The 22,950-nt window shown below is 52.7% G+C and carries 26 protein-coding genes; 12 read left to right on the top strand and 14 right to left on the bottom strand.

Going from position 1 to position 22,950, the window contains the following annotated elements:
• Nucleotides 1–502: 502 nt before the first annotated feature.
• Nucleotides 503–943 carry a cyanase gene (cynS, locus tag SynMVIR181_RS12965; protein WP_186524187.1) on the top strand — a complete coding sequence of 147 codons (441 nt, stop codon included), beginning with the start codon at nt 503–505 and terminating at the stop codon, nt 941–943.
• A 54-nt stretch (nt 944–997) separates the two neighbouring features.
• Here cynS and SynMVIR181_RS12960 read toward each other — a convergent pair whose 3' ends face one another.
• From SynMVIR181_RS12960 to SynMVIR181_RS12945, 4 genes are all read right to left on the bottom strand, one after another.
• A complete protein-coding gene (locus tag SynMVIR181_RS12960; RefSeq protein ID WP_186589517.1) occupies nt 998–1,711 on the bottom strand; it encodes a HEAT repeat domain-containing protein in 714 nt (237 codons plus the stop codon).
• 11 nt (nt 1,712–1,722) lie between these two features.
• Nucleotides 1,723–2,610, bottom strand: coding sequence for a formate/nitrite transporter family protein (locus SynMVIR181_RS12955; protein ID WP_186590692.1), 888 nt, complete (start codon nt 2,608–2,610; stop codon nt 1,723–1,725).
• 278 nt (nt 2,611–2,888) lie between these two features.
• Complete coding sequence (locus SynMVIR181_RS12950) at nt 2,889–4,430, bottom strand: ferredoxin--nitrite reductase (RefSeq protein WP_186589516.1); 1,542 nt, start codon at nt 4,428–4,430, stop codon at nt 2,889–2,891.
• 221 nt (nt 4,431–4,651) lie between these two features.
• A complete protein-coding gene (locus SynMVIR181_RS12945; RefSeq protein ID WP_255444326.1) occupies nt 4,652–4,795 on the bottom strand; it encodes a hypothetical protein in 144 nt (47 codons plus the stop codon).
• A 42-nt stretch (nt 4,796–4,837) separates the two neighbouring features.
• On the opposite strand from SynMVIR181_RS12945, the gene SynMVIR181_RS12940 reads away from it, so the two are divergent.
• From SynMVIR181_RS12940 to SynMVIR181_RS12930, 3 genes are all read left to right on the top strand, one after another.
• Nucleotides 4,838–5,524 (top strand): DNA mismatch repair protein MutS, encoded by a 687-nt coding sequence (locus SynMVIR181_RS12940; protein ID WP_186589515.1) that lies wholly within the window; start codon nt 4,838–4,840, stop codon nt 5,522–5,524.
• 11 nt (nt 5,525–5,535) lie between these two features.
• Nucleotides 5,536–6,309: a uroporphyrinogen-III C-methyltransferase gene (gene cobA / locus SynMVIR181_RS12935; protein ID WP_370593898.1), complete on the top strand. Its 774-nt coding sequence runs from the start codon at nt 5,536–5,538 to the stop codon at nt 6,307–6,309.
• 172 nt (nt 6,310–6,481) lie between these two features.
• Nucleotides 6,482–6,973 carry a redox protein gene (locus SynMVIR181_RS12930; RefSeq protein ID WP_186589513.1) on the top strand — a complete coding sequence of 164 codons (492 nt, stop codon included), beginning with the start codon at nt 6,482–6,484 and terminating at the stop codon, nt 6,971–6,973.
• Here SynMVIR181_RS12930 and SynMVIR181_RS12925 read toward each other — a convergent pair.
• The 9 genes from SynMVIR181_RS12925 to SynMVIR181_RS12885 form a co-directional block, all read right to left on the bottom strand.
• Complete coding sequence (locus tag SynMVIR181_RS12925; RefSeq protein WP_186589512.1) at nt 6,961–7,860, bottom strand: transglutaminase family protein; 900 nt, start codon at nt 7,858–7,860, stop codon at nt 6,961–6,963. The two genes, SynMVIR181_RS12930 and SynMVIR181_RS12925, sit on opposite strands and share 13 nt — an antisense overlap.
• A complete protein-coding gene (locus SynMVIR181_RS12920) occupies nt 7,845–8,843 on the bottom strand; it encodes an alpha-E domain-containing protein (protein ID WP_186589511.1) in 999 nt (332 codons plus the stop codon). The genes SynMVIR181_RS12925 and SynMVIR181_RS12920 overlap by 16 nt, the downstream gene beginning before the upstream one ends.
• Nucleotides 8,837–10,309 carry a circularly permuted type 2 ATP-grasp protein gene (locus tag SynMVIR181_RS12915; protein ID WP_186517165.1) on the bottom strand — a complete coding sequence of 491 codons (1,473 nt, stop codon included), beginning with the start codon at nt 10,307–10,309 and terminating at the stop codon, nt 8,837–8,839. Before SynMVIR181_RS12915 ends, SynMVIR181_RS12920 begins: the two co-directional genes overlap by 7 nt.
• 278 nt (nt 10,310–10,587) lie before the next feature.
• Nucleotides 10,588–10,779: a gamma-glutamyl-gamma-aminobutyrate hydrolase family protein gene (locus SynMVIR181_RS13395; protein ID WP_255444325.1), complete on the bottom strand. Its 192-nt coding sequence runs from the start codon at nt 10,777–10,779 to the stop codon at nt 10,588–10,590.
• 29 nt (nt 10,780–10,808) lie between these two features.
• Nucleotides 10,809–10,955, bottom strand: coding sequence for a hypothetical protein (locus SynMVIR181_RS13390; protein WP_255444324.1), 147 nt, complete (start codon nt 10,953–10,955; stop codon nt 10,809–10,811).
• Nucleotides 10,952–12,661, bottom strand: a complete 1,710-nt coding sequence (ureC, locus tag SynMVIR181_RS12900) for an urease subunit alpha (protein ID WP_186589509.1) — start codon at nt 12,659–12,661, stop codon at nt 10,952–10,954. Before ureC ends, SynMVIR181_RS13390 begins: the two co-directional genes overlap by 4 nt.
• A 3-nt stretch (nt 12,662–12,664) precedes the next feature.
• On the bottom strand, nt 12,665–12,985 hold the full coding sequence (locus SynMVIR181_RS12895) for an urease subunit beta (protein ID WP_186524167.1): 321 nt from the start codon (nt 12,983–12,985) through the stop codon (nt 12,665–12,667).
• Nucleotides 12,986–12,996: 11 nt separating this feature from the next.
• On the bottom strand, nt 12,997–13,299 hold the full coding sequence (locus SynMVIR181_RS12890; RefSeq protein WP_186524166.1) for an urease subunit gamma: 303 nt from the start codon (nt 13,297–13,299) through the stop codon (nt 12,997–12,999).
• 63 nt (nt 13,300–13,362) lie between these two features.
• Nucleotides 13,363–14,253, bottom strand: coding sequence for an urease accessory protein UreD (locus SynMVIR181_RS12885; protein ID WP_186589508.1), 891 nt, complete (start codon nt 14,251–14,253; stop codon nt 13,363–13,365).
• 109 nt (nt 14,254–14,362) lie between these two features.
• Between SynMVIR181_RS12885 and ureE the strand changes: the two genes are divergently transcribed.
• The 8 genes from ureE to urtE all read left to right on the top strand — a co-directional run bounded on the left by ureE (nt 14,363) and on the right by urtE (nt 21,377).
• On the top strand, nt 14,363–14,830 hold the full coding sequence (gene ureE / locus SynMVIR181_RS12880) for an urease accessory protein UreE (RefSeq protein WP_186589507.1): 468 nt from the start codon (nt 14,363–14,365) through the stop codon (nt 14,828–14,830).
• A complete protein-coding gene (locus SynMVIR181_RS12875; RefSeq protein ID WP_186589506.1) occupies nt 14,827–15,507 on the top strand; it encodes an urease accessory protein UreF in 681 nt (226 codons plus the stop codon). The genes ureE and SynMVIR181_RS12875 overlap by 4 nt, the downstream gene beginning before the upstream one ends.
• Nucleotides 15,507–16,109, top strand: a complete 603-nt coding sequence (gene ureG / locus SynMVIR181_RS12870) for an urease accessory protein UreG (RefSeq protein WP_186524162.1) — start codon at nt 15,507–15,509, stop codon at nt 16,107–16,109. The genes SynMVIR181_RS12875 and ureG overlap by 1 nt, the downstream gene beginning before the upstream one ends.
• Nucleotides 16,110–16,226: 117 nt before the next feature.
• Nucleotides 16,227–17,522 (top strand): urea ABC transporter substrate-binding protein, encoded by a 1,296-nt coding sequence (gene urtA, locus SynMVIR181_RS12865; protein ID WP_186589505.1) that lies wholly within the window; start codon nt 16,227–16,229, stop codon nt 17,520–17,522.
• Nucleotides 17,523–17,613: 91 nt separating this feature from the next.
• A complete protein-coding gene (locus SynMVIR181_RS12860) occupies nt 17,614–18,768 on the top strand; it encodes a branched-chain amino acid ABC transporter permease (RefSeq protein ID WP_186524160.1) in 1,155 nt (384 codons plus the stop codon).
• A gap of 4 nt (nt 18,769–18,772) precedes the next feature.
• Nucleotides 18,773–19,903: an urea ABC transporter permease subunit UrtC gene (urtC, locus tag SynMVIR181_RS12855; protein ID WP_186589504.1), complete on the top strand. Its 1,131-nt coding sequence runs from the start codon at nt 18,773–18,775 to the stop codon at nt 19,901–19,903.
• A complete protein-coding gene (urtD, locus tag SynMVIR181_RS12850; protein ID WP_186589503.1) occupies nt 19,900–20,673 on the top strand; it encodes an urea ABC transporter ATP-binding protein UrtD in 774 nt (257 codons plus the stop codon). The genes urtC and urtD overlap by 4 nt, the downstream gene beginning before the upstream one ends.
• Nucleotides 20,670–21,377, top strand: a complete 708-nt coding sequence (gene urtE / locus SynMVIR181_RS12845) for an urea ABC transporter ATP-binding subunit UrtE (RefSeq protein ID WP_186524157.1) — start codon at nt 20,670–20,672, stop codon at nt 21,375–21,377. Before urtD ends, urtE begins: the two co-directional genes overlap by 4 nt.
• Here urtE and SynMVIR181_RS12840 read toward each other — a convergent pair.
• Nucleotides 21,340–22,935: an APC family permease gene (locus SynMVIR181_RS12840; RefSeq protein ID WP_186589502.1), complete on the bottom strand. Its 1,596-nt coding sequence runs from the start codon at nt 22,933–22,935 to the stop codon at nt 21,340–21,342. The two genes, urtE and SynMVIR181_RS12840, sit on opposite strands and share 38 nt — an antisense overlap.
• Between the last annotated feature and the right edge of the window lie 15 nt (nt 22,936–22,950).

Raw genomic sequence — 22,950 nt, 5'->3', positions numbered from 1 at the left:
ACCGAAGGAGATCGTTCCGCAGAATTATCCCCTTCGGCGGTAGTCATTGATACCGGATCTTTTTATGTAACTCGAGGCTTAGCTCCTGCACAGGCCTGCATAGCTTCCATGGAGTGGGTGGGATGGATGCTGTCGCCCTTCGGCGTAATAGAGACGTTCAATGAGCAGGTTTGGAAATGTTTGACGAACAAGGGCTGAAGTCACTGACAAAGAGTCGCTCACTAGGATGCTATTAATACTTTTGAAGACTTGATTCAGGAATTGATTGAACCGATTCGCGAAAGAGGATAGAAACATGAGTACGACCTAACCATCAACTTTTCAATGATGCGCTCTTCCTCTCATTCGTTCTGTCGCCGATGCTTCTATTGGTTGTTCTGGGATTAAGGATTGGTAGCCAATGCATCAGTTTTGGGTCTTGATCTTGTAGATGATCCACTCACTGCTGAGTGGCTCCGTAAGGCTTGCTGATCTCTAGTAGTTCATTTATTCTTCTTTTTACATGACAACGACGGTTACTGCTTCGCTCATGGCAGCAAAAAAGGCTAAGGGGCTTTCTTTTGCTGATCTAGAAGCGGCCCTTGGGCTCGATGAAGTTTGGATTGCTTCCCTCTTTTATGGACAGGCCACCGCATCCCCTGAAGAAGCAGAGAAATTAGCAACTTTGTTGGCTCTAGATCCAGCCATTACCGCTGCCCTGCAAGAGTTTCCAACGAAAGGAAGTCTCGATCCCGTCATTCCTGTAGATCCATTGATCTATCGCTTCTATGAAATCATGCAGGTTTATGGAATGCCCATGAAAGATGTCATCCAGGAAAAGTTTGGCGATGGAATTATGAGTGCTATTGATTTTACTTTGGATGTGGATAAGGTTGAAGATCCAAAGGGTGATCGGGTGAAAATCACGATGTGCGGAAAATTCTTACCCTATAAGAAATGGTGAGTTTTTGATCTCATTTAAGTAAGAGCCCGGCACGATCGGGCTTTTTTATTGCCTTTAATATTGCTGCTGAAGCTGGCGTACGGCTTGTTCACGTCGCTCTTGATTGGTGAGTTCTGCGCTTAATGACTTCAATGCTCTTTTGCTATGAGTTGTGGCCATGCATCCCAGGGCTTTTAAGGCAGCCTCAGCGGCTGTATCAGATCCTTCTTCGACCAGATTGGCTAGTTTGTTGCTAATGAGAATGTCATCTCGTCGCTGCAGTAAACGTATGCAGGCGATGACAACAGGATCACGCCAATCTTGCAGAGCGGGTTCACATAACTGCAGCAATTCGATGGCTTGAAGTTGATGAGATTTGAAGCCAAGAAGATTGAGAGCGGCGAGGCGTTGTGCTTGGCCGGGCAGCTGCAAAATGGACTCGAATTGAGACAGCGTGAGTTCTGCACCCCAGCAACTCAGTGCGTTGAGCAATAAGGCATCAGGCTCATTGGACTGCTCCAATTGTTTGAGCAACCAATTCTTTGCTTCAGGTTGATGGCAGAGTCCGGCGGCATGGATTAATTCAGGACGAATTCCGTACTGTTGGATCAGGGTTTGGATGATTGGCCAGCCTGTTTCTGCCAACATTCCTAAACGCTCAGCCACCGCAAAACGGAGTTCATCAGAAAGGCTGGGAGAAAAATTCTCTCCCAGCCAGGTTGGATTCAAGGGAATCTTCCGTGCATTGGCTAGCCGATCCCACAGGGTGGCTTCATCAATGGCACTCATGGAGTTTGAAATTAGCGGGCACCAAGCTCAGCAGCCAGTTCACGTTCCAGTTTTTCATCATGCTCTGTGGGAAGCACATCGGAAATTTTGGTGCGGTGAGTGCTGTAAAAGAGCATGCCAATAAAGACCATACCTCCAACAACATTCCCGAGCGTGACTGGGAGGAAATTCCAGAAGATCACTTTGTAGAACGGAACGCCTGAACCGAGAATTGGTCCAGCTGTATGCAGGAATTGATTCACAACAATGTGTTCCATGCCCATTGTTTGGAAGGCCGTAATCGGCAACCAGCAGGCCAGCAATTTGCCGGGAACACTTTTGCTCACAAGAGCCATTGTGACGCCTAGGCACACCAACCAGTTTGCAACAACTCCACGCAAGAAAGCCAAGAAGAAACCCATGCTTCCAAGGGCTTCGTACTTTTTCACAACGTTGATCTGATTCAGAGCAACGATCTTTTGAGCCACAAGATCCCAAATGGGTGGACCAACATTCTCAGCGGAAGCATCCATGCTGCCGCTGGTGAGGCTGATGGCCATGATGATCGCCACAACGAGCGTGCCGATGAAATTGCCAATCCAGACCCATGTCCAATTTCGGAATGTTGCTTTCCAGCTACATTTCCCGGCCCATGTTGCCATCGGTAGCAACGCGAAGTTTCCAGTGACTAACTCCATCCCGAACAGGACGATGCTGGCAAAGCCAAAGGGGAACAGAAGAGATCCCACAAATGGCAGTTTCGTAAGGATTCCTACTGTGAGGGCCAGGATGACGGCAAGACCAAGAATGGCGCCAGAATAAAAGCCACGGATCAGCAGATTTTTAATGCTGACAGTTGCTTTCTTGCCGCCGGCTAAGATCATGCCGTCGACGAGTTCATTAGGTAGGACGTAGTCCATCTGGGACGCTGTTGCGCTCATGATTGGGTTTTAGTAAATGAAAAGGGAATCAACCGCTAACGCGATTCATGAAGCGTGAAAAAACATCTTGGTGCTGTGGGGATACAGAAACCGGTTCTTTGTCTTTGCCACTTGCGCTGAGCCAATTGACAAAGCGCGATAGGAAATCACCTTTGAAAGTCATTGTAAAATGAATAAAAGTTTGATTTTAAATACGTCAAACCATGGCTTCAAAACAAAGCGCCACGGTTTGACGTCGTAGATCTAATTCGGTCTGTTTAGGCCCGAGGCTTTGCTCCGAATTGTTCGATCAGCACCTGTCGAAGAACGTTTTGAATGTCTTCTGCGGGAATTGCTTTGTGCTGCACTTCGCCGATCTGAGGGTTTTCACCTTGAGATCCTCCGATGCTCAGGGTGTAGCCCTCACCCATTTCGCCCTTGCTGTTTTTCGCCTTGGTGCCCGTTAGCCCGATCGCACCCATAAAGGCTTGCCCGCAGGTATTCGGGCAACCGGTCCAATGGATCTTCAGCTCTTCGGGTAATTCGAGATCTGCATCGAGTTGTTTGGCAACGGCAAGGGCTTGGTCCTTGGTGTTGGTGAGACCAAAGCTGCAGTAGGTGTTTCCCGTGCAGGAGACCGTGCCAGCGCCAATGACACCTGGTTCAAGAGGGAAGCGTTGCAACAAGGGATCTGCTTTGAAGCGATCCAGATTGGCTGTTGAAAGGCCCACGATGATCACGTTTTGGTCCTCTGTTAGGCGAATTTCACCAGTCCCGTAATCAAGACTTGCTGTGGCTAAGTCGTGCAGATCGGTGGCCGTGAGTCGTCCAACGCTGACATGCAGTCCTGCGAAAAACTCATCTGCATTTTTTTGTGGGTGGATTCCGTAGTGAGAACGAGGAGTGTCGTTAAAAACTGAGCCTGGATCCTCTGTGAGAGGACCAAAGAGGCCTTCCACTTCACTTCTGAACGCGTCGATGCCGAGCTGGTCGAGATACATGCGGAAGCGCCCTTTCGGTCGCTTGTCCCGCTCGCCGTTGTCACGCCAGAGGCGAATGACGCAATCGGTCATTTTGCAAATCTCCTCCTGTTTCACCCAAGCATTAAGGGGAATGGCATACGCATTCATTTGTGATGAGAGAATCCCTCCGATCCATACGCCGAAACCCAAAACACCATCTCGTTCAACAGGGTGAAAGACGATGTCGTTGTGGAGTAGAAAGTTATCTTTTGCCCCAGCTACAGCTGTATTCCATTTGCGCGGAAGGTTCGAAAACTCTGGATTACCTTCGCAGTGGTTGGTGAGAAAGTTTTGAAGCTCGGTGGTGAATGGCCGTGTATCGATAATTTCATTTGGATCAATGCCTGCAAGTGGGTTTCCAGTTACATTCCTTGGGTTGTCAAAGCCTGATTGGATTGAGCTCAGTCCAACGTCCTTCAGTCGCTTGAGAATATCTGGTAAATCATTTAGCAGGACGCCACGCAGCTGTAGGTTTTGGCGTGTTGTGATGTCGCAGCTTCCATTCTCGCCGTAACGCTCCACGATTGAAGCCACAACCCGAAGCTGTCGATGATTAATGACGCCATTGGGGACTCGCAAGCGAAGCATGAACTTGCCCGGTGTCTTGGGACGCCAAAACATTCCATACCATTTCAGACGAAGCTGAAGATCGGTTTCATCGACCTCTTCCCAACCAATTCTTGCAAACTCTTCAATCTCATTGCCAACGAGTAACCCATCCTTTGCTGCTTTGTTCTGCTCAATTTTATTGAGCTTCTTGTTTTCTAAGAATGGTCTTGTGGGGACTTGAATGCTCATAGTGCTGATGCCCTGGTACAGGAATTCGTCAGTTAGCGAGATTTCCAGCACATCAGAAGTGTTCGTGCTGAGAAAAGGTTTATAGCGATCTGTGGCGTGATCTTTCGGTATCGGTTGGAACCAAATCAGCGTCTATGGACTCGCATTTATGTTTGATTTGCTACAAAGAAGTTCTGCAGTTTCTGGCTCGATTAACCCCTCCTTAACGGCAGAGAATTGAATCAGTATTGGCGGCCTATTTCTCCGATCCAGCGAACGGCTCCATGGCGGATCATCGACCAAACCCTTGCCATGGCCGCTAAATCGCGATCAAAATCATTTTTAAATTGCTGTGGTGCTCGGTTCCTGCGAGCAGTTGACTGCATGGGAGCGCGAGAATGCCTTCTGCGGTAGTTAGTCATGCATGCATGAATGAAAACCACCTGACTAGATCAGTTCCAGGGGCATCAGATCCGTGGCCGTTGTTACGGAAACGTGGCGAATTGAGTGGTGGAACTGCTCTTCGTCTTGTGATCCATGGACGCTCAGGTGGAGTTGTACCGCCATGCTTGCTCCAAATTGTGGATGCGGTCGCTGCGAGTAGAGCGGCTCCAGTTGAATTGGAAGTGCTGACTGCAGAGCATCCCTCGCCCGTGCAGTGCGACAGCCAGTGGCTTGTTCCTTTGCTTCTGCTGCCTGGTAGTCATGCGCGCAGTGACGTTCCGCTGATTCGTGATCGTTTGAAGGCTGAGGGCGTTGTTGTGAAGTCGCTTCCTTTTCTTGGTGCCTGGAATTGTTGGTGGGTTCTGATGGCGCGTTGGATTGAGGATGTTGCCGCTAAAAACGCTTCTCTGGCGCTGGTTCATCATCCATTGAGGCCAGGGCTGTCTGATCGTTTCCTAGCTTCAATTCAGCATCGCTTTGACTTGCCTGTGGTGCCCTTTGATGCTTGGGACCAGTTTGCTAGTGACCATCCCAATGTGGTTCCATTACCTCTCTCCTTGGCTCCCAATCGGATGTCTGAGGCGTTGCGTCAGGCTGGTGGTCTGCCATCCCTCCTTGAAGATCCCCAGCTTCGGCAGGGACTGATTCATTGTCTTGCCCTATTGCCGTGACTGACTCGACCATGACGGGCACTGTGTACCTCGTTGGAGCTGGACCAGGCGATCCCGATCTCCTCACCGTTAAGGCGCATCGCCTACTGCAGTGTTGCGATGCCCTCGTCTACGACTCCCTGGTTCCCAGTGAGGTCCTCAATCTCGTTCCAGACTCCTGTGAACGTCACTTTGTCGGCAAACGCCGCGGTCACCATTCCGTGCCTCAGCCCAGTACGAATTCAGTTCTCGTTGCGTTGGGTCAGCGCCATCAAACGGTGGTTCGTTTGAAAGGTGGAGATCCCTTCCTGTTTGGCCGTGGTGGAGAGGAAGCAGCCCATCTGGTTTCCCATGGCATTGCTGTTGAGGTTGTGCCCGGCGTCACGGCCGGGATTGCGGTTCCCGCTTATTCCGGAATACCGGTGACGCACCGACGAGCAGGCTCGTCGGTCACCTTTGTGACCGGTCATGAGGAGATCGACAAGCGTCGTCCATCTGTGAATTGGCGTGCTCTTGCCACAGCGAGTGATGGCTTAGTGATTTATATGGGTTTGCATAATTTGCCGCGAATTGCCGAGGAATTGATGGCCGGTGGTCTTGATGGGGACACCCCTGTGGCTGTTGTTCAACAGGGCACAGTCGCTGGTCAGCGTTGCTTGAAAGCACCCTTACGTGAAGTGGCAGCCGCGACTCGGACTGAAAAATTTGCCTCTCCTTCGATTGTTGTTGTGGGAGACGTGGTCAACCATCAAGTGGAGGCTTGTGCACCTGAGCCCGCGGCGGTCACGATGCCGATTCCATTCTGACGGTTGTTGATTGATGTTCAGTGCGGTGATCAATCATCCCTGATTAATCCAGTTAGGGAGGCGTTCACTGCTGAAACCAACAATTTGGTTTCTATGTCTGGGTGGCATCCGATACGGATTGAGCTAACCATCAGCGCTAGAGACAATGAATCAATAATTCAATGGCATTAAAATGTTTGAACTTATTCCGTATACGCGTTTTCGAGATACCCCATCTGTTCGTTTTTTTGATGTCACGATTCCTGATTCGAATGCTCGCGACTTAGTTGTTCATCGTGGGCCAGCGGTGAGTCCGCCGGATGCTGAAGAGAGTGGGGCGTGGCAGTTTTATTTGCATCCTCACCAAGACGACAATCTTCTTGCTGCTAGTGGTGGACGAACCTTCTATTTGGTGAACTTGGCTTGGGAACATCCCTTTCACATCGTCCGTTTGGACAGTGGGGGTGACATTCTTAATATCCCAAGAGGTACATTTCACCGGTCCTTGTCTGATCCCGATGGATCTGTTGTTCTTAATCAGGCCAAGCGAAATTCCAATGTATGTGTAGATAGAGAGTTCCGTGTTTACAACAGCCTGAAGATCCCAAAGCTCTATCAAGTCACTTCAAAAGCGGCAGCGCGTCCGCTATTGCATGGTCTTGCACCTGTCCTTCAGGCAGCGTGAGTTGTCTCTTGAGCAGTGCTCTGGGGCGGCCAACTTAAGACCTGTGCCTTGATCGTCCAGTTGAGCTTGCTGATGGTGTTGGGTGGACCTTTGAAATCGCCTGAAACAGCAGCGGTTAACTCTGGTTTTGAGGAGCTGGCCAGCACGATGTAGCGCTCGCTGATTTCGCTTCCAGCGCTGGGGTCAAAACCACGCCAGCCTGCTCCAGGAAGATAGATCTCGGCCCAGGCATGAAGGTCATAGTCAGTAGGGGCAGGATCGGTGAGTTGATACCCGCTGGTGAACCGTGCAGGCAGACCAACGCTGCGGCAACATTCCACCATCAACATTGCTAAGTCTCGGCAAGAGCCCACTCTTTCCCTCAGGGTTCGGCCAGCTGGCCAAGCTGGGCCTAAATGTCGTTCGGTGTATTTCACCCGGTCTTGAATGGTCGCCATTAGTTGGCGCAAAAACGGCAAGGTTTGCTGGTTTCCCCCCATCAATGCATCCTGGGCTAGGGCTATGGCTGAGGGATCGTGCTGACCGTTCGGTAACCAGCCTTCAAGCGCACCGTGAAGATCAGGATTGAGATGTCCGCGGGGGTAGGGGAGCGGAGGATTCAGTGGGTTGAAACATTGTTCCAGTGGCGCTGCAGCTTGGGTTTCCACTTTGCTGCGTGATTCGATGCACAAATGGTCTGTTGTGCCTTGAAAGCGGATGCGTTGAATCTCATCTCCACTGGCTGCTACGAGAGCATGCTGATGGCTTGGTTCTGGAGACACGATCAGCTGATGTTCAAGCAGTCGCTGATGACCATGACCTCTTGGTTGGAGGCACAGGCGGTGTGCTCCAAGACTGATGGGTGCGTCGTATTGATACGTAAGGGTGTGGGTCAGCTCAACGAGCATGATGGGTCTGTCGAAATGGTTGAGAGGTCCTGCGGTGTGTGATCGGCGGTGGGGAAATAGCTTTTATGAATGAGCTCATGCAGTTGATTGAGATCGGTCTGTAGTTGATCAATCACTTCATGCAAACCGCGGTCGATCAGAGACTCAATGCGCACGTAACTCCACTTGGCCACCAGCTGACCGCGCAGGCATTCGAGGTTGTCAGGTGAACCTGGAATGGGCTTGTGTTGAATTCGCTCCAGGGTGTCGTTGATCTCTTGCAAGCAAAACCGTACGGATCTCGGAAAAATCGGATCCAGCAGAAGAAAACGTGCCACTGAAATGGGACTGATTGCTTGTTGGACGCTCTGCCGATACATCTGATAAGCCCCAGCGGTACGGAGAAGAGCAATCCATTGCAGCTCATCCAGCACTCCCCCCACTGCGCTGGGGACTGGTAACAGCAGAAAGTACTTCACATCAAGGATTCGGGAGGTTTTATCGGCTCTTTCAATCAGCCGGCCTAGACGGCTAAACAACCAGGCTTGATCGCGGCTGAGTGTGACGTCAGTGATGCCATAGAACAGTTGGCAACCGCGACGAATCGTTCGAAGTTGCTCTTGGTCTGGTTCACTCCATAGAACTTCTCCGTCTTGAAGACTCCAAAAGAGATCGTTGATGTGTTCCCACATCTCAGTAGAGATGACATCACGGATTTGGCGGGCGTTCTCGCGTGCATTCGAGATGCAGCTCACAATGCTGTTGGGGTTGTCGAGGTCTAGAAGCAAAAAATCTCTGACATCTTTTGACGATCGACGCGGATAGCTTTGATCAAAGTGCTGGCGATCACCATTCGCATCGATTAAGGGCAACCAGGGTTCAGCGTTGCCGCTGGGATTGTCCAAAGCCATCGCATTGCTTACCTCGAGAAAGCGAGAGATGTTTTCGGCGCGCTCTACAAAACGGTTGATCCAATAGAGGGAGTCCGCGACGCGGCTCAACACGGCATGGCCTCCAGATGTTCAATCGGCGCTTGTCGATCACTCACCACCCAGGTGTCTTTGCAACCGCCGCCTTGGGAGGAATTCACCACTAAAGAACCACGTCTTAAGGCCACGCGGGTGAGTCCACCTGGACTGACCCAGCTACTTTTTCCACGCAGAACATAAGGACGTAAGTCCACATGACACGGATAGAGCTCACCCTCACTGATGGATGGAACTGTGGAGAGCTGCAATGTGGGCTGTGCGATGAAATTTCGAGGATGAGCCTTGATCTTCTCGGCAAAGGCCTCGATTTCGTTTGTTGAGGCGTGGGGACCGATCAACATTCCATAGCCCCCTGCTTCAGCGACCGACTTCACCACGAGTGATCCGAGGTGTTCCAGCACGTAGGTCATGTCATCTGGCCTGGAGCAGAGATAGGTGGGCACGTTTTCGATGATGGGTTCCTGCCCGAGGTAGTAGCGAATCATCTTGGGAACGTAGGCGTAAATGAGCTTGTCGTCGGCAACGCCTGTTCCTGGTGCATTGGCGATAGCAACGTTGCCCTTGCGCATCGCGTCCATCAGGCCAGGCACTCCAAGGATGGAATCTTGGCGGAACACATTGGGATCGAGAAAGTCATCGTCAATCCGTCGATAGATCACATCAATTCGCTGCAATCCCTCTGTGCTGCGCATCCATACATATCCGTTCTCACAGATCAAGTCTCTACCTTCCACGAGCGTGACTCCCATTTGCTGGGCGAGGTAGCTGTGTTCGAAATAGGCGCTGTTGAACACTCCTGGAGTGAGTAAAGCCACGCGTGGAGAGTCACTCCAGAAGGCCAGGTCTTGGAGTGTTCTCAGTAAGTGAGAAGGATAATCGTCGATCGCTTGGATGTGACTACCCACAAAAAGGCTCGGAAATAATCGTTTCATGACACGACGGTTTTCGAGGAAATAAGCCACTCCTGAGGGACATCTCAAGTTGTCTTCCAGGACTCGCCAATTGCCGTCACCATCCCTGATCAAGTCAAGTCCAGACACATGACACCAGCGTCCCAACGGTAATTCGATATCTTGCATTTCTGGTCGCCAACCCTGAGAACTTTCTACGTCTTCTCTAGGGATGACCCCATCGTTAAGAATGTGTTGTGGCCCATAAATATCTGCCAAAAAATGATCAATCGCGTCAAGGCGTTGCAGTAAACCCTCCTCTAATGTGTTCCACTCACTTTTATGAATCAATCTGGGTAGGGGATCAAAAGGAAGGATGCGTTCTGCTTCGCGGGGCCCTGAGCCGTTGATTCGGAACGTGGCTCCAAGGCGTCTCAACAGATTGCTGGCAGAGGCATGGTTACGTTGGAGTTCTGCTAGGCCGATGGCGCCGAGTGAGTTGAGCAGAGGCTCTAAATCTGCACGCGGGGCAGCCTGCTTCCTGCAGAAATACTCGTCATATCCATGCGATGGCCGGTATTCCTTGAACATCGCACTAACGGTTATTGGGGGTATCCAAAAACTGGAGTGCCTCTTCCTCAAGTGTTGTTTGTTACTGATTCCTGGATCGTTCCTTTAACTCAAGCTTGGCTTCTGCCTTTTGGTCGTATCGATCACCTATTGCTCGATTTGCGAGTGGACTATCGCGATTCAGCGCTTCAGTGATTCTGCGGTGACCTCCCAGTGGCACTGCACTCCTGCGGCATGGTCGGCCGATTCGGAAGAGTTGTTCTGGGCAGTGCAGAGATGAGCCCAGCAGGCTGGCCTCCTTAGGTAGGCGAATACGGTCGCCATGCCAATGCAGCACCGGCTCGCTGGCGTGGAGCCCCCGCAGCCAGGGATCGTCGCTTGGATCGACCACCCAGTGGACCGCACCGATGCCCACCTCCCGCTGCAACGGCCAGCAGTTGCGCTCCGAGGCAGATGCCGATGACCGGTTTCCTCTGTCGGTGCCATTCCACCAGCCAATCAAGTTTGCTTTGAAGCCAGGTCAGGTTGGATCGGGGATGGTATCGCCTCGGTTTGGTCGCAGGATTTTGATCGTCATTCCCCGCTCGTCGGCGATGGTGCCAATCAAGTCAGCTCCCTCGCGATCAACGTGCTGCACCACCAGCAAGGTGGGAACGTTCGTGGTCAAAGCAGTAGATAACGCTGGGCGAGTGGCAACACCTCCGCTGGTTCACAGGTGAGAAGTTCACCATCGGCAAACACCTCATAGGTCTGTGGATCCACGCTCATCTTTGGAAGTGCTGAGTTGAGTTTGAGAGCACTTTTGCCAACGCTGCGGGTGTTTTCTACGGCGATGCAGGTGCGTTCCAGCCCGAGTTTGCTTTGGATGTTGTCGTTCATGGCTGCATCGCTCATGAAGGTGAGGCAACTGGGGGCAAGGGCTTTGCCGAAGGCAGCAAACATGGGTCGTCCATGCACTGGTCCTGGTGTGGGGATTGAGGCGTTGGCATCACCCATTTGGGCCCAGACGATCGAACCGCCTTTTACAACGAGTTGAGGTCGTATGCCAAAGAATCCTGGTTTCCAGAGCACTAAATCAGCGAGTTTGCCTGTTTCTACCGACCCCACCTGACGGCTGATGCCGTGGGCGATCGCTGGATTGATCGTGACCTTTGCGATGTAGCGCTTCAGGCGGTGGTTGTCGTTACGGCTTGAGTCTTCTGGCAGTGCTCCGCGTTGAACCTTCATCTTGTGAGCTGTTTGGAAGGTGCGTGTGATCACTTCTCCCACCCGTCCCATCGCTTGGGAGTCGCTGGCGATGATCGAGAAGGCGCCGAGGTCGTGAAGGATGTCTTCAGCAGCAATCGTTTCGCGGCGGATGCGTGATTCCGCAAAGGCCACATCTTCAGGGATTTTTGGATCAAGGTGATGGCACACCATCAACATGTCGAGGTGTTCTTCGAGGGTGTTGCGTGTGTAGGGGCGTGTGGGGTTGGTGCTGCTGGGAAGCACGTTGGCTTCGCCGCAAATTTTGATGATGTCTGGTGCATGGCCGCCGCCCGCCCCCTCTGTATGAAAGGTATGGATCGTGCGGCCTTTGATTGCGGCGATGGTGTCTTCCACGAAGCCGGCTTCGTTGAGCGTGTCGGTGTGGATGCAAACCTGCACATCCATTTGATCGGCCACCGATAGGCAGGCATCGATGGCGGCCGGCGTGGTGCCCCAATCCTCATGCAACTTGAGCCCGCATGCTCCTGCTCGTACTTGTTCCTCCAGAGCTTCTGGTGTGCTGGCGTTTCCTTTCCCGAAAAAGCCCAGGTTGACGGGAAGCCCTTCTGCTGCCTGCAGCATTCGGCTGATGTGAAACGCACCTGGGGTGCAGGTGGTGGCATTGGTTCCAGTGGCCGGTCCCGTCCCACCGCCCATGAGTGTGGTCACTCCGCTGGCCAGGGCCGTTTCGATTTGTTGGGGGCAGATGAAATGGATGTGCGTGTCAATCCCACCTGCTGTGAGGATGTGCCCTTCGCCAGCAATCGCTTCGGTGCCGGGCCCAATCACGATGGTGACGCCTTCTTGGATGTCGGGGTTGCCGGCCTTGCCGATGCCAACGATGCGGCCATCTTTTAGCCCGATATCGGCCTTGACAATGCCCCACCAATCAAGGATGAGGGCATTGGTAATCACGGTGTCAACGGCTCCTCCAGCCCGCGAGGTTTGGGATTGGCCCATCCCATCGCGAATCACCTTTCCGCCGCCGAATTTCACCTCATCGCCGTAGGTGGTGAAGTCCTTCTCCACTTCAAGGATGAGTTCGGTGTCCGCTAAACGAATGCGGTCGCCAGTGGTGGGCCCATAGGTTTCGGCGTAGGCCTGGCGGGAGATGCGGTAGGGCATGAATCAGGCGTCGAGGGGTCCGTTGATGTGTCCGTTGAAGCCGACCACGCGGCGTGCTCCAGAAAACGGGATCAAATTCACGTCGCGGTTGTCACCGGGTTCGAAGCGAATGGCCGTACCGGCTGGAATGTCGAGCCTTTGGCCGCGTGCAGCGTCACGGTCAAAGATCAGGGCCGCATTGGCTTCTTGGAAATGGAAGTGGGATCCCACCTGTACGGGACGGTCGCCGCTGTTGGCAACGCTGAGGGTTGTGACCTCCCTATTGGCATTGAGTTCAAGTTCGCCGGGTTCCGGGATCAATTCACCGGGGATCAGGGGTGCCATCAGAGAAAGTCTTAGCGAATGGGGTCATGCAGGGTTACGAGCTTGGTTCCATCGGGAAACACAGCCTCGATTTGGACTTCATCGACTAACTCCGGAATGCCCTCCATCACCTGGTCGCGGCTTAACCATGTGCTTCCTTCCTGCATGAGGTCGGCCACATTCTTCCCATCGCGTGCGCCTTCAATAACCAAGAAACTGAGCCATGCCACAGCTTCCGGGTGGTTGAGCTTGAGGCCGCGCTGGAGTCGACGTTCTGCCAAGAGTGCAGCCGTGACGATCAGTAGCTTGTCTTTTTCCTGGGGGCTGAGGTGCATGGTGACCTTGCACTCCGTTTAGTTTCTATCTCCCGGGGCCAGCGGAATGTTCAATTTGAACGCTTAGGCCTTCAATGGATCTTCCTGTAAAGGCCAGACCCTGGGAATCTTCGGCGCAGCCAGGGCTCTTGCCTGACGGGTGCGAGCCCAAATCCTGCTGAACCAGAAACGGGCATCACGGCTCGAGAAGCCGCTGTAACGGGCGATCAGTCCCTGGGGGAGTACGCCGCATTGCATGGTTCCTTTGAGTTCGTTTCGATCCTGCCGAATGTCATCGAGGAGGGTGTTGAGCTTGTCTGTTGGGAGAGGGAAGGGTGCCGCCCAAACCAAGGTGCCGAAGACCGGTTGTTGATTGAGTCCATGCACTCCCTTCAGCGCTGCGTCGCTGATTTCGAGCCGATCAACAAGCTCCCAGCGCCTTCCTTCAGCCGTTTGGCGTTGAATTTGGAGGCTAGATCTCCAGCATCCGCGGCCCAATGTTTCATTTGCGGCAGTGCGCCCGAGACGCACAATTTCTGCGCTGAGAAACGATCCATCCATGGGCAAGGTGACGCTGAGGTTTTGTTCAAACAGAGCGTCGGCGTAAAGCACAAGCTCTTGGGGAAGCCACTCCAGATCGGTCTCGGTATCAAGCTCTGCCAAGACCTGTTGGCGGGCCCAAGCCCCCTGGGGATGGAGCTGGCTGCGACCCACTGATCCATATACCTTTTGCGCGGCCACGCTGGTGAGCAGGCAGCGACTGCCTGGTCTTAAGCCGAGGTTGACGCTCAATTGGTCTCCTCCCACAAGACCGCCAGCGGTGTGAAGCAGAGGAAGCTCGCAACGCCCGTTTTCTCCTCGTTCGGCGAGCATCAATTTCAGGGGGGCGGTGCAGCCCCCTTGATGCTGACTGCCGCTGCTGCCTGCAAAAAACTGCAGGTTGCAGGTGCCGTGCCATGGATCAAGTCGATGCATGGATGCACGCTCGACGCCAACTCTTCTTGGCTCTGTAGCAAGCACTACCAAACGAAGGCGTGCTGGTTGGGCAGTCTTTGTTGCGTGATCTCTTTGGCTGTCTGCACCCTTGGATGTTGGTTTGATCGTGTTGGACCATCGTCTCTTGCCTGAGGAGTCATTGCCTGACGCCACCCTCGCGGTGATGGAGTTGCCGCTGAGTGCGAATCAACGCACGGTGCTGCGTGGCCGTCGTCGCACAGCCTGTGGCCGAGACGTGTTGTTGCAGCTGCCACGCGAGCGGGCCTTGGCGCCGGGTGATCGCCTCACTAATTCCCTTCGGCAGGTGCATGTGTTGGTGACCGCTGCTCCTGAGGAGTTATTGCTAGTGGAGGCAGCAACGCCGCTGGCATTGCTTGAGGCCGCTTATCACCTTGGCAATCGCCATGTGGCTCTTGAGCTGCATGAGCATGAGCTGTTGTTGCTCAACGACTCCGTCCTCGCCGCCATGCTCAATGGCCGTGGATTGAAGCTGACACGGTGTTGTGGTCCATTCAGGCCCGAAGGCGGTGCTTACCTCGCCCACCAGCACGCATGACCTCGCTTGCATTGCTGCAATTGGTGAGTCCTGCCTTGCCCGTTGGTGCGTTTAGTTATTCCGAGGGGCTTGAGGTTTTGATCCAAAATGGCGATCTGAACGATGCATTCGATCTTCAGAACTGGATTGAAGCGGAACTTCAGAGAGGTGCACTGAGGTTGGAAGCTGCGGCGTTACAACCATTGCGTGCTTTGTTTCAAGTCTGGGAGGGCGAAGGGTTAGGGATGCCCAGCGACTTGATCTCTCTGGATGGCTGGTTGCTGGCTTTGAGGGAGTCGGCTGAGGTGCGTGCCCAGCAAGTGCAGATGGGCGGTTCTTTGCTGGCGTTGATGGCTGATCTTGGACATCCATTGCCTCAGGCATTGCCTCAGCCGGTGGTCTTGGCTTGGCCAGCGGCCTGGGCTTGGGCTGCCTTGTCGTTGAAGATCTCTGAACAGGAGATGGTGGAGGGTTATCTCTATGGCTGGGTTGCGAATCAGCTAAGTGCGGCTGTCCGCTTGGTGCCGCTTGGTCCCACCACGGCTCAACGGATCCAACAGCAACTGTTGCCGATGATTCGTGATCAGGCGAGTGTTTTGAAGGATCAAGATCCGCGCAGCCTTTGGTCGGGTGGTGCTGGTGCAGGGCTCGCCCAGTTGGCTCATGCTGAGTTGTATTCACGTTTGTTCCGAAGCTGATGAGCAGCAAACTCAGGCTTGGCGTCGCCGGTCCGGTGGGCTCAGGTAAAACAGCGCTCGTGGAAGCGCTCTGCAGGAGATTGCGTGATCGCCTGCAGTTAGCTGTTGTAACCAATGACATCTATACGCAAGAGGATGCCCAATTCCTCACGCGCTCTGGTGCATTAGAGCCGGAGCGTATCCGTGGTGTTGAAACCGGGGGATGCCCCCATACGGCGATACGAGAAGACTGCTCCATCAACCGAGCTGCTGTAAGTGAATTGGAGCAGCAATTTCCCGGTCTTGATCTGGTGATGGTTGAAAGCGGCGGTGACAATCTTGCGGCCAGTTTTAGTCCCGAATTAGTGGACCTTTGTATTTACGTGATTGATGTAGCGGCTGGGGACAAGATTCCTCGTAAGGGCGGACCTGGAATTACACGGTCCGATTTATTGGTGATTAACAAGATTGATCTGGCTCCCCTCGTTGGTGCCGATTTGGGTGTGATGGAACAGGACACACTGAGGATGCGCGGGGATCGGCCCTGGTGTTTTACCAACCTTCGGACGGGAGAAGGACTCGATCGCGTGGAAGCCTTTGTGTTGCAACAGATACAAGAATGAAGCGTATTTAGGCGCTTAAGAGCCAAATTGTTTTTATTGATACAGGAACTTGCGGCTCTTGATCTGTACCTTTCATGCTCCGACGTTTAAGCGTCGATTCACTTGTTTTTGGTACTCATGAGTTCATCATTGTCCAAGCGTCTCTTCGTCGGCATGGCCGCAGCGTCGCTGGGTCTGGCCGTCACCGCTTGTGGTGGTGGCGATGAGAAAGCCTCCAGCGTGGAATTTGACGACAGCGTCACTGTCGGCATCCTTCATTCCCTAACGGGGACGATGGCGATTTCTGAGTCCACCTTGGTGGATACAGAAAAGATGGCCATTGATGAAATCAATGCTGCCGGTGGTGTTGAGGTAGACGGCAAGAAGTACAAAATTGATTACATCGTTGAAGACGGTGCCTCCGATTGGCCCACGTTTGCTGAGAAGTCCAAAAAACTCATCGATCAGGACAAAGTTCCTGTTGTGTTTGGCGGCTGGACCTCTGCTAGCCGTAAGGCAATGCTTCCGGTGTACGAATCGAAGGATGCTTTTCTGTATTACCCAATTCAGTACGAAGGCCAAGAATGTTCGAAGAATATTTTTTACACCGGCGCGACTCCTAACCAGCAGTCGGAGCCAGCGACCAGCTTCATGTTCGAGAAGTCACCAGCTGCCGGAAAGCCTTTCTATCTAGTGGGCTCTGACTATGTCTTCCCTCGTACTTCAAACACCATCACCAAGGAGCAGGTGAAGTCTCTGGGTGGAGAAGTGGTTGGCGAAGACTATTTGCCTCTAGGTAATACTGAGGTTGCTCCAATTATTGCCAAGATTAAAAAAGCCTTGCCTGATGGTGGTGTAATTATTAACACCCTGAATGGTGACCAAAATGTTGCTTTCTTTAAGCAGATTCAGGATGCTGGCATCACTCCTGAAAAGGGTTACTACGTGATGAGCTATTCCATTGCTGAAGAAGAAATCAGCACAATTGGACCTGAGTTCCTTGAGGGCCATTACGGCGCTTGGAACTACATGATGTCCATTGATACCCCGGCTTCGAAGAAGTTTGCTGCTGACTTCAAAGCTAAGTATGGCGCTGACCGCGTTGTTGCCGACCCTCAAGAGTCTGCATACAACATGGTTTACCTCTGGAAGCAGGCTGTTGAGAAAGCCGGTACTTTCGATGACGACAAAGTACGTGAAGCCCTGATCGGTATTAAGTTTGATGCTCCTCAAGGACCCATCGAGGTTCGTCCTAACCATCACATCTCTCAAATCGTTCGGATCGGAGAGATCACTGCAGATGGTCAGTTTGAAATCGTAGAAGAGTCGGACAGCCCAATTGATCCTCAGACCTGGAACCAGTTTGAGCCCACATCGAAGGGCTTCGCTTGCGATTGGTCTGATCCCAGCAAGGGAGAGAAGTACAAGCTCTGATCATTGATAGCTCCATCTATTGATGGATTGCTACAGGAGGAGTCCCTTGGGGGCTCCTCTTTTTATTTGTTTCGCTTACTAGACCCTCCCCGTGCAACTGCTTTTCGAAAGTCTGTTCAACGGTGTGGCCATCGGCTCTGTGTTGCTGATGGCCGCCCTTGGACTGGCAATTGTGTTTGGCTTGATGGGTGTGATTAATCTCGCTCATGGCGAATTAATCATGCTTGGTGCCTACACCACCTACGTGGTGCAGCTCATTTTCAAACTTCCCCTACTTGCACCTATTTACAACGCCTACGTATTGGTTGCGATTCCATGCGCCTTCGTTGTAAGCGGTGTTGTTGGCATTTTGCTTGAACGCACAGTGATACGACGTCTCTATGGGAGTCCACTGGAGACGTTGCTTGCTACGTGGGGTGTCAGTTTGATTCTCCAGCAGTTTGTGCGCAGCGTTCCGCTTGCTTATGCGGCAGGAATGGTTCTGTTTCTCGTGCTCGGATTCAGCGTTCCGTTGTTTCTTCCGAAGCACTTATTGGAGGGACGTCAATCCCGGTTTGTGCGATTAGGTGGTTGGGCTGTTTCCGCTTTCATTGGAGTGTTATTTGCGGGTGGATTGGCCTCGCAAATTAGCCGGATTGCTAAGGCGACATCTCGCAATGTGGATGTCACCGCTCCGAAGTGGATGCGCGGTGGTCTCGAGTGGATGGATCTCACATTTCCGGTGCCACGTCTTGTGATCATCGTGATGACGTTGATCGCTGTCGTTGGGGTGATCTGGTTCCTTAACCGCAGTGTTTGGGGTATTCGGATTCGGGCAGTCACTCAGAATCGTTCGATGAGCGACTGCCTCGGCATTCCGACTGACACGGTTGACGTCCTCACCTTTGGGATCGGTTCTGGTTTGGCTGGCGTGGCTGGAGTTGCAGTGTCGTTGTTGGGTTCGGTAGGTCCCAACGTTGGAACGTCTTACATCGTGGGCTGTTTCATGGTTGTGGTGCTCGGTGGTGTTGGCAATCTTTTCGGCACCGTCTTGGCTTCATTTGCGATCGGCTTGTTAACTGATCTGATTGGAGCGGGAAGGCTGCTTACGATTTGGCCCGATATGCCTGGGCCACTGGCTGGTGGCGTTGAATTTTTTGCGACCACGAGCATGGCTCAGGTGATGGTGTTTGCCCTCATTGTGGTGTTCCTTCAGTTCCGTCCTTCAGGCCTGTTCCCGCAAAAAGGCCGCATGGTTGAGGCTTGAACTGATGTTTCGTTCGTTTCAACAGCGTCCATGGCTCTCGGTGGCTGTTTGGGTGTTGATCATCGCGGTAATCGTTGCTGCTCCATCGGTTCTTCCTGTTTTCCGTCTGAACCTGTTGGGTCGGTTTCTATCGCTAGCGATTGTGGCGCTTGGGATTGATTTGATTTGGGGCTTTACAGGTCTTCTGAGTCTTGGTCAGGGAATTTTCTTTGCTCTTGGAGGTTATGCCGCTGCGATGTATCTCCAACTGAGGAGTTCTATTGATATGCCCAATTCTATTCCTGAATTCTTCAGTTTGTATGGAGTTGATCGGTTGCCATTGTTTTGGGAGCCTTTTCGTTCGCCTCTCTTTACGCTCATTGCAATTTGGCTAGTCCCTGCTTTGCTTGCAGCTGTATTGGGGAACTTGGTGTTTCGTAATCGGATTAAGGGGGTTTATTTTTCGATTTTGACCCAGGCTGCTCTGTTGGTCTTTTTTAACTTCTTCAATGGACAGCAAAAGCTGATTAATGGGACCAATGGTCTCAAAACGGATGTCACAGTTCTGTTTGGGCAGCTCGAGTTGGGATCGGCAGAGATGCAGCGTGGTTTCTTTTGGTTGACGGCTGTCGTTGTGATCTTGGTGTGGATCTTTCTACGTTGGGTTGTGCGTGGTCGCTTTGGAAACGTTCTAATTGCAATCCGTGATGATGAGCCGCGGCTTCGCTTTGCTGGGTATAACCCCACGTTATTTAAAACAATTGTGTTTGCAATTGCTGGGGGATTGGCGGGTATTGGTGGGGCGCTCTACACCGTGCAATCAGGCATCGTTTCGCCGCAATTCATGACTGTTCCGTTTTCGATCGAAATGGTGATTTGGGTCGCTGTTGGTGGTCGTGGAACATTAGTTGGAGCGATTCTTGGTTCTGTTGCCATCATGTACGCCAAAAGTCTGGTGAGCGAAGCATTGCCTGAAACTTGGCTTTTCATCCAAGGTGGTTTATTCATTCTTGTTGTGACGGCATTGCCTGAGGGGGTGATTGGTTGGTTCCAAGGAGAAGGACCGAGGAATCTGATGTCCCGTGTGGGCTTTATTCGGCCGATTGGTACTTATCCGCAACTTGAAGTTGATGGCAATGACGAGGTGCAGCCATGAGCAATATTGTTTCTGGTTCCAGAGCATTGCTGGAGCTCAAGGACATCACGGTGAGTTTCGATGGCTTTCTTGCTCTTCGAGATCTCAACCTCAGCTTGCAATCAGGAGAGCTACGAGCGGTCATCGGTCCCAATGGAGCGGGGAAGACAACATTTTTAGATGTCATCACTGGAAAGGTTGCGCCTAGCTCAGGAGGCGTGCTTTTTAAAGGCCGATCTCTGGTTGGAATCCCAGAACACCGCATTGCACGACTTGGCATCGGCCGTAAGTTCCAAAGTCCTCGTGTGTTTGAAGATCTAACAGTTCAGGACAACTTGGCATTGGCTGTTAGTCGGTCAAAACAGCCTTGGACTTTGCTTTTTGGCCGTATCAGTGCTGAACAGCGTGACCAAGTTCACCATCTCATGAACATTGTTAATCTTCAATCTCGCTCTGACTGGAGAGCTGGATCTCTTTCTCATGGACAGAAGCAGTGGTTGGAAATTGCAATGTTGGTTGGTCAAGATCCCGATCTCTTGTTGGTGGATGAGCCGGTTGCAGGTCTTACGGATGAGGAAACTGACCTAACGGCTGATTTGCTGAAGTCTTTGGCTGGAGAACACACTGTTTTGGTCATTGAGCACGATATGGAATTCATCCGTCGTCTTGATAGCCCGGTGACTGTGTTGCACCAGGGTCATGTTCTTTGTGAGGGCTCTATGGATCAGGTGCAACAGGATCCTCGAGTGATTGAGGTTTATTTAGGAACTACGGAGGACGAAGCTCAATGACAATGCTCGAGATTCGGGGCCTCAATACCTATTACGGCGAGAGCCATATTCTTCGAGATGTTGATCTGAGGGTCCTCGCTGGAGAAATGGTTTGCCTGATCGGCCGGAATGGGGTGGGAAAGACCACACTTCTTAAGTCTCTGATCGGTTTGCTTAAACCACGGTCTGGTGAGATTATTTTTGAAGGCCATGGAATGGAGCGTCAGCCTCCTCATCAGCGTGCAAGGTCAGGACTTGGCTATGTGCCTCAGGGTAGGGAAATCATTCCTCAATTAACAGTTGAAGAGAATTTGATGTTGGGGATGGAGGCCCTCCCAGGAGGTCTTGCTCGAAATCGTCGTATCGATCCTTTTATTTACGAACTTTTCCCCATTCTCCAGGAATTTCTTTCACGAAAAGGTGGAGATCTCTCCGGTGGTCAGCAGCAGCAGCTTGCCATTGCTCGTGCTCTTTTAGGTCAGCCAAAATTGTTGCTTTTGGATGAGCCTACTGAGGGTATTCAGCCCAATATTGTTCAGGATATTGAAGCTGCTGTTCAACGCATTATTGCGGAGAAAGGGATTGGCGTTCTGCTAGTGGAGCAGCATTTGCATTTCGTTCGACAGGCGGATCGCTATTACGCCATGCAGCGCGGAGGAATTGTGGCCAGTGGCTCCACGTCTGAGCTCAGCCAAGATGTTGTGGATCGTTTCCTAAGTGTGTGAGCGCATGGGGTGAAACCTCCGGAAGAGCGCTGTTGACCGCGATCGGCAGCACCAGAAGGGCCATCCCCGCCAAGACTGCGAGATGGGCCAGGTTCGTGAGCTCCAGTGGTTGTCCTTTGCTGAATAGCTCCATATCCAAAACAAGAAGGCCTAAATAAAGGCCCCACCACAGGCCTTCTTTGGTTTCAATCGGCTGGCTTTTTCTCCAGTTGTGAAGCGCAAAGAGCAGGCTTGGGATTCCGATGGCGAGCACCGCTCCCTCTAATGCTGTGCGCCCGCACCAGTTCGTTGCCCATGTCGCCATCACGAAGGCCAAGGCACTCAAGGCCGTGGGATAGGGAATTCGAAAATGGCCTCGTTCTTGGGGGAGTTGTTGGCGCAGGGCTAACAAGCTTGCTGGCCCTATGGCTAGGGCGATCATTTGTGCTGCCGTGAGAAAGGCCACAACCTGTTGCCAGCCTGGGCCGATTAAGAACAGGGCACATCCCAACACCAAGCTGCTGACGACGGCAACATCCGGTACTCCATATCTATTGACCCGACCCAGGGACTTAGGGAGCAGGTTGCAGCGACCCATCATCCAGCTCACCCGCGCCGATACCCCCAGGTAGGCCATCGCCGTTGTGCTGGGGGAAAGGGCTGCGTCGATCAGCAACAGCACCACCATCCAACCGAGCCCAAGACCAAGGGCGATGGCTGCAAGCGGACCGCCATGTTGGCCGAGGCTCAGCTGGGACCATCCTTGCTGCAGGGCTTCTGGTGGCACACTCACCAGGAAAGACCATTGCAGAACGAGGTAAATCAGCAGGCTGATGCCTAGCCCTAGTCCCATGGCGAGCGGTACATTGCGTTGGGGGTTGCGCGCTTCTCCAGCGAGGTCGACGGCGGTGCGAAAGCCGAGGAGACAAAACAGAATGCCACCGCTTCCGACGGCATTCACCAGCTCCGTGCCGCTGCCAGCGTTGCTGGCCGATGGGTCGCTGGCGATTGTGACTGGGATGCTCAGATTCCCCCAGTGCTGACTGAGCAGCATCAACACACTGGCCACAAGCAGGGGCACGATCAACTTCCAGATGGTGAGGTTGTCGATCCAGCGGGCCAGACCCTTCACACCGTTGAGGTTGATCCAGGTGAAGAACACCATCAAGACGATGGCGACAGCCAGACCGCCTCCGCTGAGAATTTGTGTGCCGTTCCGATCTTGCGTGAGCCAGGGCAGGCTGCTGTCGAGATAATCGAGCATGGCTAACAGCTCGATGGTTGGGACGCACAAATAGCTGATCCAGATGCTCCAACCACCGATGAAGCCAGACAATCGCCCATGACTGAGAAGTGGAATCTGGGCCAGTGCGCCGGAGCTGTTGATGAGTGAGCCCAACTCCGCAAACACCAGAGCGAGCATGAAGGAAATCAATCCCCCGAGCAGCCAGGCGGGCAGGCTTGCGGGTCCAGCTGTTCGAGCGGCGTAATAGGAGGCAAATAACCATCCCGAGCCAATCGTTCCGGTGACGACGGTCAGGGTGAGGCTTGTAAGGCTTAAGTCACGCCTTAATTCCATGCGGCTGATCGTGTT

Origin of the sequence: Synechococcus sp. MVIR-18-1 (genome assembly GCF_014279835.1) — a bacterium.
In the GTDB taxonomy this organism is placed as follows: domain Bacteria; phylum Cyanobacteriota; class Cyanobacteriia; order PCC-6307; family Cyanobiaceae; genus Synechococcus_C.
This window is presented reverse-complemented; position numbering and strand designations above follow the sequence as displayed.